13 protein-coding genes are annotated in these 11,476 nt (G+C 46.0%); 9 read left to right on the forward strand and 4 right to left on the reverse strand.

Annotated elements, in window-relative coordinates; translation table 11 throughout:
- The first annotated feature begins 36 nt into the window (after positions 1-36).
- The 3 genes from ACUJFL_RS05490 to ACUJFL_RS05500 are packed head-to-tail and all read left to right on the forward strand — an operon-like array spanning position 37 to position 1,588.
- On the forward strand, positions 37-354 hold the full coding sequence (locus ACUJFL_RS05490; RefSeq protein ID WP_226749720.1) for a YqcC family protein: 318 nt from the start codon (positions 37-39) through the stop codon (positions 352-354).
- A complete protein-coding gene (truC, locus tag ACUJFL_RS05495; RefSeq protein WP_226749721.1) occupies positions 336-1,169 on the forward strand; it encodes a tRNA pseudouridine(65) synthase TruC in 834 nt (277 codons plus the stop codon). The genes ACUJFL_RS05490 and truC overlap by 19 nt, the downstream gene beginning before the upstream one ends.
- Positions 1,151-1,588: a flavodoxin gene (locus ACUJFL_RS05500; RefSeq protein WP_226749722.1), complete on the forward strand. Its 438-nt coding sequence runs from the start codon at positions 1,151-1,153 to the stop codon at positions 1,586-1,588. The genes truC and ACUJFL_RS05500 overlap by 19 nt, the downstream gene beginning before the upstream one ends.
- Here ACUJFL_RS05500 and cysZ read toward each other — a convergent pair.
- A complete protein-coding gene (gene cysZ, locus ACUJFL_RS05505; RefSeq protein ID WP_255654345.1) occupies positions 1,585-2,349 on the reverse strand; it encodes a sulfate transporter CysZ in 765 nt (254 codons plus the stop codon). The genes ACUJFL_RS05500 and cysZ overlap by 4 nt on opposite strands.
- 199 nt (positions 2,350-2,548) lie before the next feature.
- On the opposite strand from cysZ, the gene ACUJFL_RS05510 reads away from it, so the two are divergent.
- The gene (locus ACUJFL_RS05510) at positions 2,549-2,758 is read left to right on the forward strand and encodes a hypothetical protein (RefSeq protein WP_226749724.1); all 210 of its coding nucleotides are present in this window, start codon (positions 2,549-2,551) and stop codon (positions 2,756-2,758) included.
- Positions 2,759-2,817: 59 nt separating this feature from the next.
- On the opposite strand, the gene dapD is transcribed toward ACUJFL_RS05510, so the two are convergent.
- Genes dapD through map form a run of 3 tightly spaced genes read right to left on the reverse strand, consistent with a single transcriptional unit; the run spans position 2,818 to position 7,086 of the window.
- Entirely contained in the window at positions 2,818-3,645 is an 828-nt protein-coding gene (gene dapD / locus ACUJFL_RS05515) for a 2,3,4,5-tetrahydropyridine-2,6-dicarboxylate N-succinyltransferase (RefSeq protein ID WP_226749725.1), read from the reverse strand.
- Positions 3,646-3,652: 7 nt separating this feature from the next.
- Positions 3,653-6,277, reverse strand: coding sequence for a [protein-PII] uridylyltransferase (gene glnD, locus ACUJFL_RS05520; RefSeq protein ID WP_445428686.1), 2,625 nt, complete (start codon positions 6,275-6,277; stop codon positions 3,653-3,655).
- A gap of 20 nt (positions 6,278-6,297) precedes the next feature.
- Positions 6,298-7,086: a type I methionyl aminopeptidase gene (map, locus tag ACUJFL_RS05525; RefSeq protein ID WP_445428687.1), complete on the reverse strand. Its 789-nt coding sequence runs from the start codon at positions 7,084-7,086 to the stop codon at positions 6,298-6,300.
- A 311-nt stretch (positions 7,087-7,397) separates the two neighbouring features.
- On the opposite strand from map, the gene rpsB reads away from it, so the two are divergent.
- The 5 genes from rpsB (at position 7,398) to uppS (ending at position 11,473) form a co-directional block, all read left to right on the forward strand.
- Positions 7,398-8,126, forward strand: a complete 729-nt coding sequence (gene rpsB, locus ACUJFL_RS05530; protein ID WP_226749728.1) for a 30S ribosomal protein S2 — start codon at positions 7,398-7,400, stop codon at positions 8,124-8,126.
- Between the two features lie 108 nt (positions 8,127-8,234).
- Entirely contained in the window at positions 8,235-9,107 is an 873-nt protein-coding gene (gene tsf, locus ACUJFL_RS05535) for a translation elongation factor Ts (RefSeq protein WP_226749729.1), read from the forward strand.
- Positions 9,108-9,206: 99 nt separating this feature from the next.
- The gene (gene pyrH, locus ACUJFL_RS05540) at positions 9,207-9,947 is read left to right on the forward strand and encodes a UMP kinase (RefSeq protein WP_226749730.1); all 741 of its coding nucleotides are present in this window, start codon (positions 9,207-9,209) and stop codon (positions 9,945-9,947) included.
- A gap of 48 nt (positions 9,948-9,995) precedes the next feature.
- Entirely contained in the window at positions 9,996-10,553 is a 558-nt protein-coding gene (gene frr, locus ACUJFL_RS05545; RefSeq protein ID WP_226749731.1) for a ribosome recycling factor, read from the forward strand.
- 155 nt (positions 10,554-10,708) lie between these two features.
- Entirely contained in the window at positions 10,709-11,473 is a 765-nt protein-coding gene (gene uppS / locus ACUJFL_RS05550) for a polyprenyl diphosphate synthase (protein WP_226749732.1), read from the forward strand.
- Positions 11,474-11,476 lie beyond the last annotated feature (3 nt).

An 11,476-nucleotide genomic window follows, 5' to 3' on the forward strand; every position in this document is an offset into this window, starting at 1 on the left:
TGCTAGAATTGCCGCCTTGTAGCAGAGAGGAACCGTATGAGTCAGCACCTGAGCCTATTGCTAGCCGATATTATGCAAGCGCTAAAACAAGCCGGTCTGTATAGTCAGCAGCCACCTTCGCCGCAGGCGATGGCCAGTTCGATGCCTTTTTGTTGTGATAGCATGCCGCTGGAGCAGTGGTTGCAATTTGTTTTAATTCCTCGTCTGCAGACGATGCTTGCTGCCGGTCAACCGCTACCGAATAAAGTCGCTATTTTACCGATGGCAGAGCAGGTGTATGCCGGGCGAGACGAGAAGATTCAACCGCTGTTAGCGGCGATTACAAGGTTAGATCTGTGTCTGAACAAACCCTAGCGTATGACCTCACCGAAGCTTCCACTTTTGCTGAACCTTTAACGATTTTATACCAAGATGAGTATCTGGTTGCGGTCGATAAACCCAGTGGCATGTTGGTGCATCGTTCTTTTTTAGACAAAGAAATCAGCCGTTATGCACTGCAGGCCGTACGCGATCAAATTGGTCAACATGTCTATCCGGTGCATCGGCTTGACCGACCTACGTCAGGGGTACTGTTGTTTGCTTTGTCATCTGAGGTGGCACGGTTATTATCAGAGCAAAATCATCAAGGGCTGTGGCAAAAAGGTTACTTAGCGGTGGTTCGAGGCTATGTTACTGCCTCAGGTGAGTTAGATTATGCTTTAACCGAGCAACTCGATAAGATTGCCGACAAGTTTGCCGCTGCGGATAAAGCCGCACAAGCTGCGTTTAGTCGCTATTCACCATTACAACGAGTGGAGTTGCCGATCCCTGTTAGTCGTTATGCGACCTCGCGTTATACCTTGCTGGCGCTGCAGCCCATCACTGGCCGAAAACATCAATTACGCCGGCATATGGCCCATTTACGCCACCCGATTGTCGGTGATACTAGCCATGGTGATGGTAAACATAATGCGATGTTTCGTGAACAGTTTGCTTGCAATCGTTTATTATTGTGCGCATTCACGTTACGCTTACCCCATCCGATTACCGGACAGCCGTTGTTGCTCGAAGCAGGGCTAAACGAATTAACAACACTTTTTACTCACTTTAATTGGCCGGTAGACTCCGCTTACTATCGCCAGCAGTTTAATTTTTTTCTGGAGACACAAGCATGCAAAAAATCGCCATAATGGTCGGTAGTGTATACGGTGGTGCAGAGTATGTTGCAGAGCAAGCGCTACCGTTATTAACCAACAAGGGTTATCAGGTGCAATGGTTTCAACCAGCAGAATTAAATGAGGTGTTAGCCTTTGCTGCGGATTGTTGGTTAGTGATCACTTCAACGACTGGTCAGGGTGATATTCCCGATTCGTTGTTTCCTTTTTATATGGCTTGCAAAGATCAGTTTCCGCTATTAACCGGTAAAAAATATGCTGTTATTGCTTTAGGTGATAGCAGTTATGATACTTTTTGTGCGGCTGGCCAGCAGGTTAATGAGCTACTTGTTGAGTTACAAGCCAGTGCGGTGGCGCCGATGTTAGAGATCGACGCCGGTGAAACCTTACAAGCTGAAGATGTTGCATTGCCTTGGTTAGCTGAGCACTTCTAACAATACTTGTTTAACTTCTGGTAACTACGGGCCCCAGGTGCCTGTAATGCCGGATCATAGTGTTCGGCAAAACGCTCACACCACAGAACTGTCGCGCCGCATACCGCGGCCGGCATTACTAATAAGTTCAGCAACGGCACCATGCTAAAGAGTGCCACGGCACTGCCAAAAGATAAGCTGAGGGCAGGCGCTTGTCTTAGTTGACGTCTTAGCTCGGTAAAACTCACCTTGTTGTTATCAAACGGGTAATCGAGATATTGCAGGCTAAAGAACCAGGCGCTGATAAAAAACCACAGAAAGGGGCCCGCCACCGGGATCAATAAACACAGAATAAACAGGATGGTAGCCCGAGGTAATAGATAACATAGTTTTTGCCATTCTCGCGCCAGTAAACGCGGCGCGTCATGCAGAAATTGTCGCAAACTCACTTCGGGGATCGCTTTGCCACTGAGTAGCGAGGCGGTTTTTTCACTGAGTAAGCCATTAAAGGGCGCGGCAATAAAATTAGCGACCATCGTAAAGCTATAGGCAAAACTGAGCAGTAATGACATCACCCCCAGCGGGATCAATAAATACTCTAACCAATGCAGCCATTGCGGAAGCCATTGCTGAATATGCACAATAAACGACTGTAGCAGTTGCCACATCCAATAAAACGCCATAAAGAACAGCACTAAATTAATCAGTAAGGGTATTAACACAAAACGTTTTAAGCCTTTTTGCCCCAGCAAGCGCAGCCCTTTAAAAAAGTAAAACATCATGTCCTCCGAATACTGGCTGTTTAAACTAGTATACCGACTTCGTACCAGAAAACCCTGCATAGACTGTGACAAAACGTAACAAAATCTCGCCATTTGCTGTTGAGGTTTTTAACCGTCTTTTGCTGGAATCACTGCAGCCATAGCGCGCATTGTGTTAAGATGTGACCGATTTCAATAAGCTAATAAGCAGAGGTATGAAATGTCCGTGTGGTTAGTAGAGCTAGGTTCAGCAGTGGAGTTTGCAGTAACATTGTTATTACTGATAACCGCGCTAGTATGTCTGGTATCGGCTATCGTTGTGCCAGCCAATAAAGATGCAGAGTTACGCTTTGAGAAACGTTTAGAATATACAGTATTTGCCATTGGCGCTGCGGTGTTGTGGGCATTATTTATGTTTGCACCACGCTAATGCATAGCAACACACCTTGCTATTTTAGCAGCAAGGTGTGAACTTATCAGTATTCAGGTTTATTCTTCAATACTACGCAATAGCGCGTTAATGCCAACCTTAGCACGAGTTTGCGCATCAACCTTTTTCACGATGATCGCAGCATATAAGCTGTGACTGCCATCTTTAGAAGGAATGGTGCCTGGCACGACAACTGCGCCGGCCGGTACGCGACCATAGCTAATTTGCCCCGTTTCACGATCATAAATACGGGTGCTTTGGCTAATATAGACGCCCATTGAGAGCACTGCGCCTTCTTCAACGATAACGCCTTCAACCACTTCAGAACGTGCGCCGATAAAGCAATTATCTTCGATAATCGTTGGGTTTGCTTGCAGCGGCTCTAACACACCACCAATGCCAACGCCGCCTGATAAATGCACGTTTTTACCAATTTGCGCACAGCTACCGACGGTGGCCCATGTGTCAACCATTGAACCTTCGCCCACATAAGCACCAATATTAACGTAAGACGGCATCACCACCACGTTTTTACCAATGTAGCTACCGCGACGCACGGCAGCAGGCGGTACAATACGCACGCCATCGGCACGGAATTGCGCGTCAGTGTAGTTAGCATATTTCATCGGCACTTTATCAAAAAAACGGTTTTCGGCGCCATCCATCACTTCGTTATCGTTGATCCGAAACGATAACAGTACCGCTTTTTTCAGCCATTGATGTACTACCCATTCACCGGCAATTTTTTCTGCGACACGGGCGCTACCGTTATCCAGCATGCTTAACACTTGCTCGACAGCCTGTTTTAATTCGGCGGTCACGGTTTTTGGGGTAATGTCAGCACGTTGTTCAAACGCCGTTTCGATAAGGTTTTTTAAGTCAGACATTCGTCATTTAGCCTTCTGTTTGCTGCGAGAGTTGCGAGATTAACACCCGTCTTAACTGGCTTTGTTGCTCAGTTGTCAGCGCGTCATCCTCTGCGTTAGAAATTAAGAAAAAGTCTTCGGCGCGCTCGCCGATGGTGGTGATTTTTGCCGCGTGAATATTCACACCGCACTGTTGAAACACTTGGCCTAGATCAGACAATAAACCCGGCGTATCCAATGCAGCAATTTCTAGCATGGTACGATGGCGGGTATTGCCTGGTAAAAATACCACTTTCGGTGGCACGGTAAATTGGCGCATTTGCCGAGAGAGTTTTGGTTTTTGTCGCGATAAATCAGGCTTGCCAAGAATATATTGCTCTAGCGCTTTCTTGATACTTTGCTGGCGCGAGGGGGAGTTCACGGTTTCACCGTTTTGCTCTAAAATCACAAAAGTATCCATCGCATAACCGTCTTTGTTGGTCATGATTTGCGCGTCGAAAATGTTCACCTTTTTACTGTCTAGCGCGGCGACCATTTTCGCAAATAAACCGGGTTGATCTTTTGTGTAAACAAACACTTGGGTGCCGCCTTTGATTGGTGCTTTACTCACCAGTACTAAAGGTTCATTCGGTGTTTTATGCTTTAAAATGTGTTCGGTATGCCAGACAATTTGTTTTGGGCTGTAGCGCGCAAAATAATCTGCTTTGATGCGACTCCATAATTGCAACACTTCACTTTCAATAAAGGTTTGCCGTAATAGCATGGGCAGGGCTTCGCTTTGGTTTTCCCGGATCAGATCGCGTAAATCCATCGGTTTTTCTAAACCACGACGAAACGCTTTTTGTGTGGCTAAAAACAATTCACGCAGCAGTGAGCCTTTCCAATCATTCCACAAGGTATCATTGGTGGCGCGAATATCGGCCAGCGTTAAACAATACAAATAGTTTAAACGCGTTTCATCACGCACCTTGGCGGCAAATTCGGCCACAACTTCAGGGTCGTGAATATCGCGGCGTTGTGCGGTTACCGACATGAGTAAGTGGTTTTCCACTAACCAAGCAATTAGCTTACTGTCGAATTCACTCAGTTTGTGCAACTTGGCAAATTCCCGTGCATCCATACCGCCTAATTCAGAATGATCACCGCCACGGCCTTTGGCAATATCATGGAAAATGCCGGCGAGGTATAACAGCTCTGGCTTTTCCATTTTTTTGACAATAGCCGTGCACAGTGGAAACTCACTTTCATGCTCAGCAAGGCTGTATTTGTACAAATTTTTTAATAAGCGGTGGGTATGCTCGTCTACGGTATAGGCGTGAAACAAATCAAATTGCATTTGGCCTTCGATATTGCGCCACTGCGGTAAATAGGCCGCTAAAATGCCATAACGGTGCATCAAGGTCACCGCTAAATCCATACCGCGCGGGTGGCGCAGTAGGGTCAGAAACAGTTGGCGACAGGCTTCATAATCTTGTAAGTCACCCATTAAGCGCCGCCGGACTTGGCGAATTAAGCGAATAGTGGTCGAGTGCACGCCAGTAATATTGGAGTTATTGGCGATATGCCAGAACAGCCGCAATAAATTATCGCGTCGGGCAAACACCGCGCTGTCGCGCGCTTTAATTAAATGGCCTTGCAACTCAAAATAATCATCTAACTGACTGACTTTGAGTTTTTGTTGCGAATTAAGAATACTGCCTTCAAAGTGTTGCAACAACATTTCGTTTAGTTCACTGACGCGTTGAACTGTCCGAAAAAACCGCTTCATCATTCGTTCTACTGAGGCTTTGCCATCCGAGCCAAAACCTAAGCGCTCTGCCGCGGCGGGTTGATAGTCGAACAAAATACGGTTTTCGTTACGGCCCGCTTCTAAATGCAAAGAGAAGCGCATCTGCCATAAATAGGCTTCACATTCGATCAGCTCTTGGTATTCATCTTCAGTAAGATATTGATAAGCCACTAACTCGCGCATCGTGCGGGTATTAAAATGGCGTTTGGCTACCCAACCGATGGTTTGAATATCACGCAAACCACCCGGGTTGGCTTTTAAATTCGGTTCAAGGTTGTATGCCGTGCCGTGATACTGGGCATGGCGCTGTTGTTGTTCATGGCGTTTAGCCTGAAAAAACGCTTGGCTGGTCCAAAAACTATCGGCATTGACCGCGGTTTGTAATTCTTGAAACAGGGTTTTATTGCCGGTGAGTAAGCGCATCTCCAAAAGATTGGTGGCGATGGTAATATCGTCTTTACCTAGGCTTAAGGTTTCTTTGTAGGTGCGGACACTGTGGCCGACTTCTAAGCGTAAATCCCACAGCATGGTAATAAAACGGGCGATAGCCTCTTGTTGATTGCTATCGGGGCGTTTATCAACCAGTAATAATAAGTCAACATCAGAGTAGGGGTGTAACTCACCGCGACCATACCCCCCCACGGCGATTAAACTGATGGCTTTATCTTTAGCCAGAGCGCTATGTTGCCAGAGCTCAAGTAGTACTTCATCAATAAAACTCGCACGGCTTTTTACCAGGATATTAATGGGCTGACTATGAAAAGCCCGTGCCTGAAACTCTTGAAATTCTGCAAAGTGCTTTTTGTAAGCGTCTAGTGAATAGTGCTCGGGCAGCGCGCGGTTAAAACTAAGAGCCTGGGTCACATTAATCTCCTGTTAGGCGGTTATTCCGCGGTGACGATCCGTTCAAAGGCTTCATCTTTACGCAGGGTCAGGATTTCACAGCCGGTGTCGGTCACTAAAATCGTGTGTTCAAACTGTGCCGATAAACTGCGATCTTTGGTCACTACCGTCCAGCCATCGGCTAGCAACTTACTGTGGCGGCCACCGGCGTTGATCATGGGTTCAATGGTCAAGCACATGCCACTTTTCAACACTTCACCTGTGCCTGGGCGACCGTAATGCAAGACTTGCGGATCTTCATGGAACACGGCGCCAATGCCATGGCCACAGTATTCTCTGACAATGCTGTAACTGAATTTTTCGGCATGTTGTTGAATAGCATGGCCAATATCACCCAAGCGCACGCCATCTTTCACTTTTTTAATACCTAAGTACATGGCCTCTTGTGTCACTTTAATCAGGCGATCAGCCATGATGCTTGGCTTGCCGATAACGAACATTTTAGAGGTGTCACCGTGATAGCCATCTTTAATCACGGTAATATCGATATTAATGATATCGCCTTCTTTTAACGCTTTATCGTTTGGAATGCCGTGACAAATCACCTGATTGACCGAGGTGCAAATTGATTTAGGAAAACCGTGATAATTCAGTGGGGCAGGAATGGCCTGTTGTTCATTCACAATATAATTATGACAAATCGTGTTCAGTTCATCAGTAGTAATACCCGCGACAACATGCGGCTCAATCATCTCCAGCACTTCGGCAGCAAGTCGGCCTGCAATGCGCATTTTTTCGATTTCTGCTGGGGTTTTAATAGGTGCTGTCATGCCTGCTCTCTCTGATACTTCTGTTGAAAGGATAATGCTGTTAATTTACACATTTCATTGTGTTTGCAAGCTGCCTATGGTATAAAGCGCGCCGCAATTTAGCAAATTGCATTGTACCCTAACTTAAGGCTCGTGTGCTGTAGCTTTACAGAATTTCTGGCAATAAGTTAGACAGTTCAGTGCTTAAGCAGATTGCACTAACCTTAATTAAATAACACACATGCATCGACACATATTCCGGGGTGCTTAGCGAAAGCTGAGTCGGCATATGGGATGCATGGAGGCCTAACCCCTTAACAGGAATTAATATCATGGCAAAAGTTTCTATGCGCGACATGCTCCAGGCGGGCGTTCACTTCGGTCACCAAACTCGTTACTGGAACCCAAAAATGAAGCCATTCATTTTCGGTGCTCGTAACCGTGTTCATATCATCAACTTAGAACAAACTGTTCCGATGATGAATGACGCTTTGGCGTTCATCCAGCAAGTTTCTGCGAAAAAAGGCAAAATCTTATTCGTAGGTACTAAGCGCGCAGCCTCAGAAGCAATCAAAGAATCTGCAGCAAATGTTGACCAGTTCTACGTAAATCACCGTTGGTTAGGTGGTATGTTAACTAACTGGAAAACAGTGCGTCAGTCTATCAAGCGTCTGAAAGATCTTGAATCGCAAAGCCAAGACGGTACTTTCGACAAGCTGACTAAAAAAGAAGCTTTAGACCGTACTCGTGAAATGGACAAGCTGGAAAAGAGCTTAGGCGGTATTAAAGATATGGGCGGCTTGCCAGACGTGCTGTTCGTTATCGACGCTGACCACGAACATATCGCGATCAAAGAAGCCAATAACCTAGGTATCCCGGTAGTAGCTATTGTAGATACTAACTCAGATCCTAAAGGTGTTGATTACGTAATCCCTGGTAACGACGATGCTATCCGCGCAATCCAGTTATATCTGGGCGCTGTTAGCCAGGCGATTCAGGAAGGTCGTGACAAAAACATCGAAGTGCAAGCTGAAGCTGAAGCCTTCGTTGAAGCAGAATAATTTTTCTGATTTGGGCTGGCTGTAATACCGCGAGCCCTTTGACAGAATCACTTTGCAACAGGGGCATTTTGCCCCTGTTTGTCTGAACTAAATTACGAGGATGCTTTTATGGCTGTAACTGCCGCTTTAGTAAAAGAACTGCGCGAGCGCACTGGCGCTGGCATGATGGATTGTAAAAAAGCTTTAGAAGAAACCGGTGGTGACATCGAAGCCGCGATCGACGCGATGCGTAAAAGTGGTTTAGCGAAAGCTGCGAAAAAAGCCGGCCGTATTGCTGCTGAAGGTGTGATCATCACGCGCGTAGCTAACGGTGTAGGTATTGCTATCGAGTTTAACTGTGAAACTGATTTCGTGGCACGTGATGCCAGTTTCTTAGCGTTCGCAAACAGCGTTGCTGATTTAGCGCAAGCACAAAAACTTTACACAGTTGAAGCATTATTAGCGGCTGACTTAAACGGTGCTTCTGTTGATGATACGCGTGCTACACTGGTTGCTAAAATCGGTGAAAACATGAACGTACGTCGCGTAGCCGTAGTTGAAGGCGCGGTAATCGGTCAATACATCCACTCTGGTCGTATTGGTGTATTAGCCGTGTTAGAAGGCGGTAACGAAGATATCGCTAAAGACGTGGCTATGCATGTTGCTGCCAACAACCCAGGTTATGTTAACCCGGAAGACGTTTCAGCTGAAGAAGTTGAGCGTGAGCGTCAAATTCAAATCGAAATCGCGGTTAACTCTGGTAAGCCACAAGAAATCGCTGAGAAGATGGTTGCCGGCCGTATGGCTAAATTCACTGGCGAAGTCAGTTTAACAGGTCAGCCGTTCGTTAAAGATCCGTCAATCTCTACTGGCGAATTCTTAAAGCAAAACGGTGCTAAGGCCATCTCTTTCATTCGCTTAGAAGTAGGCGAAGGTATTGAGAAGAAAGAAGAAGACTTCGCAGCTGAAGTTGCAGCACAGATTGCTGCTGCTAAAAAGTAATTTGCGCTTTAGCAATTTGCTGAAAACAGCTAAAATAACCGCGACCTGAGTCGCGGTTTTTTTTTGCCTGACTAATTCTAATAGCATAATGGGGAAATTATGAGCATTAATCCGAAACCAACCTACCGTCGCATCCTTTTAAAACTGAGCGGTGAAGCCTTAATGGGAGACGAAGGCTTTGGTATTGATCCCAAAGTGCTAGATCGCATGGCGCAAGAAATTAAAGAACTCGTTGAACTCGGTGTACAAGTCGGTATTGTGATTGGTGGTGGAAATATCTTCCGTGGTGAGGGCTTGGCTAAAGCAGGGATGAACCGGGTGGTCGGCGATCACATGGGGATGTTAGCCACGGTAATGAATGGCTTAGCTATGCGTGATGCTTTACACCGTGCTTATGTTAATGCTCGGATGATGAGTGCAATTCCGTTAAATGGGGTGTGTGATAACTACAGCTGGGCAGAAGCCATTAGCTTACTAAAATCAGGCCGTGTGGTGATTTTCTCGGCCGGTACGGGTAACCCATTTTTTACTACTGATTCTGCCGCCTGTTTACGCGGTATTGAAATTGAAGCCGACGCCGTATTAAAAGCCACGAAGGTCGACGGGGTGTATTCAGCTGACCCAGTAAAAGATCCGGCTGCTACCTTGTATAGCAAATTAACCTATAATGAAATTCTCGACAAAGAATTAAAAGTCATGGATTTAGCCGCTTTTACCCTAGCGCGCGATCACAATTTACAAATTCGTGTGTTCAATATGAACAAGCCCGGCGCACTTAAACGCGTGATTATGGGTGACGATGAAGGCACAATCATCGACCACGCGGAAAATTTACAGTAAACTAAACGACTGCGTTACTGCTGCATAAATAAAAAAAGGATAACGATCGTGATTAACGACATTATTGCTGATGCTCAAGTCCGGATGGATAAAAGCGTTGATGCTCTGAAAACTCAATTAAGTAAAGTGCGTACAGGCCGTGCGCATCCAGGTCTGCTAGACGGCATTCAGGTTTCTTATTACGGTGCAGATACGCCGTTACGTCAGCTGGCAAACGTGTCTATTGAAGACTCGCGTACCTTAGCCATTACCGTGTTCGACAAAAGCCTGACACCGGCGGTAGAGAAAGCCATCATGGCCTCTAACCTGGGTTTAAATCCAATGTCTACAGGCACCGTAATCCGTGTGCCGTTACCTGCATTAACGGAAGAGCGCCGTCGCGACTTAGTTAAACTGGTACGCGGTGAAGCTGAAGCCGGTCGAGTGGCCATTCGTAATATTCGTCGTGATGCGAATTCTGATTTTAAATCGCTATTAAAAGATAAAGAAATCAGTGAAGATGATGAGCGTAGAGCGGCAGATGAGATCCAAAAAGTTACTGATCTGTTCGTGAAAAAAGTGGACGAAGTGTTAGCAGAAAAAGAAAAGGAACTGATGGAAGTCTGATTTCAGACCTTTCATTTGTTGCTGTTTTTAGTATGAAATAGTATGAAGAAAGCGCCGTGTCAGTCTAACTTCGCGGCGCTTTTTTGTTTAACCCAATAAAATGTGGCGTGCAACGACAGCGTTGGCACATAAGAACAACAATAACAGGTTAACTGATGACTGCAGTTTCACAGCTTAAACAACAAGCGTTGCCGCAGCATGTGGCAATTATCATGGATGGTAACGGACGCTGGGCAGAGCGTCAGAGCAAGCCCCGCGTTTGGGGGCATAAAAAAGGCGTTGAAGCGGTTCGCCGTAGTGTCAGTTTTTGTCGTGAATTAGGCATTCCTTCTTTAACGCTGTTCGCTTTTAGCAGTGAAAACTGGCGGCGACCCGAAGAAGAAGTCAGTACGCTGATGCAACTTTTTATGCTGGTGTTACAAAAAGAAGTAAAATCTCTGCATAAAAATAATATTCGCCTGAAAATTATTGGCGATTTATCTGCATTTAGCGATAAGCTGGTACAAAATATTAAAAAAGCAGAAGCTCTTACCGCCGCTAATACTGCGATGACGCTGAATATCGCAGCAAATTACGGTGGTCGTTGGGATATCGTTGCTGCAAGCCGGCAACTGGCTGAACAGGTACAGCAGGGAAAATTAACCCCCGCTGAGATTACCGAACAGTTGATGGCTCGCGAAATACAAATGGCCGATCAGCCAGAGTTGGATTTATTAATTAGAACCGGTGGCGATTTACGCATCAGCAACTTTTTATTATGGCAAGCTGCCTATGCTGAGTTATGGTTTACTGAAACCCTCTGGCCTGATTTTGACCAACAAGTATTTTCTGAGGCGATAGCTACCTTTATTAACAGAGAGCGACGTTTTGGTTGTACGGGTGCCCAGATCCGAGAGCTTGCTGCTGAAAATAAAGGATAATCA

The sequence above is a fragment of the Alishewanella sp. HL-SH05 genome, assembly GCF_052655985.1.

What these genes read in the sequence shown, in the direction of transcription:
- ACUJFL_RS05510 (WP_226749724.1), top strand. Translation starts at nt 2,549, where the DNA reads ATGTCCGTGTGGTTAGTAGAGCTAGGTTCAGCAGTGGAGTTTGCAGTA.
- cysZ (WP_255654345.1), bottom strand. Translation starts at nt 2,349, where the DNA reads ATGATGTTTTACTTTTTTAAAGGGCTGCGCTTGCTGGGGCAAAAAGGC.
- ACUJFL_RS05500 (WP_226749722.1), top strand. Translation starts at nt 1,151, where the DNA reads ATGCAAAAAATCGCCATAATGGTCGGTAGTGTATACGGTGGTGCAGAG.
- dapD (WP_226749725.1), bottom strand. Translation starts at nt 3,645, where the DNA reads ATGTCTGACTTAAAAAACCTTATCGAAACGGCGTTTGAACAACGTGCT.
- tsf (WP_226749729.1), top strand. Translation starts at nt 8,235, where the DNA reads ATGGCTGTAACTGCCGCTTTAGTAAAAGAACTGCGCGAGCGCACTGGC.
- pyrH (WP_226749730.1), top strand. Translation starts at nt 9,207, where the DNA reads ATGAGCATTAATCCGAAACCAACCTACCGTCGCATCCTTTTAAAACTG.
- map (WP_445428687.1), bottom strand. Translation starts at nt 7,086, where the DNA reads ATGACAGCACCTATTAAAACCCCAGCAGAAATCGAAAAAATGCGCATT.
- ACUJFL_RS05490 (WP_226749720.1), top strand. Translation starts at nt 37, where the DNA reads ATGAGTCAGCACCTGAGCCTATTGCTAGCCGATATTATGCAAGCGCTA.
- uppS (WP_226749732.1), top strand. Translation starts at nt 10,709, where the DNA reads ATGACTGCAGTTTCACAGCTTAAACAACAAGCGTTGCCGCAGCATGTG.
- rpsB (WP_226749728.1), top strand. Translation starts at nt 7,398, where the DNA reads ATGGCAAAAGTTTCTATGCGCGACATGCTCCAGGCGGGCGTTCACTTC.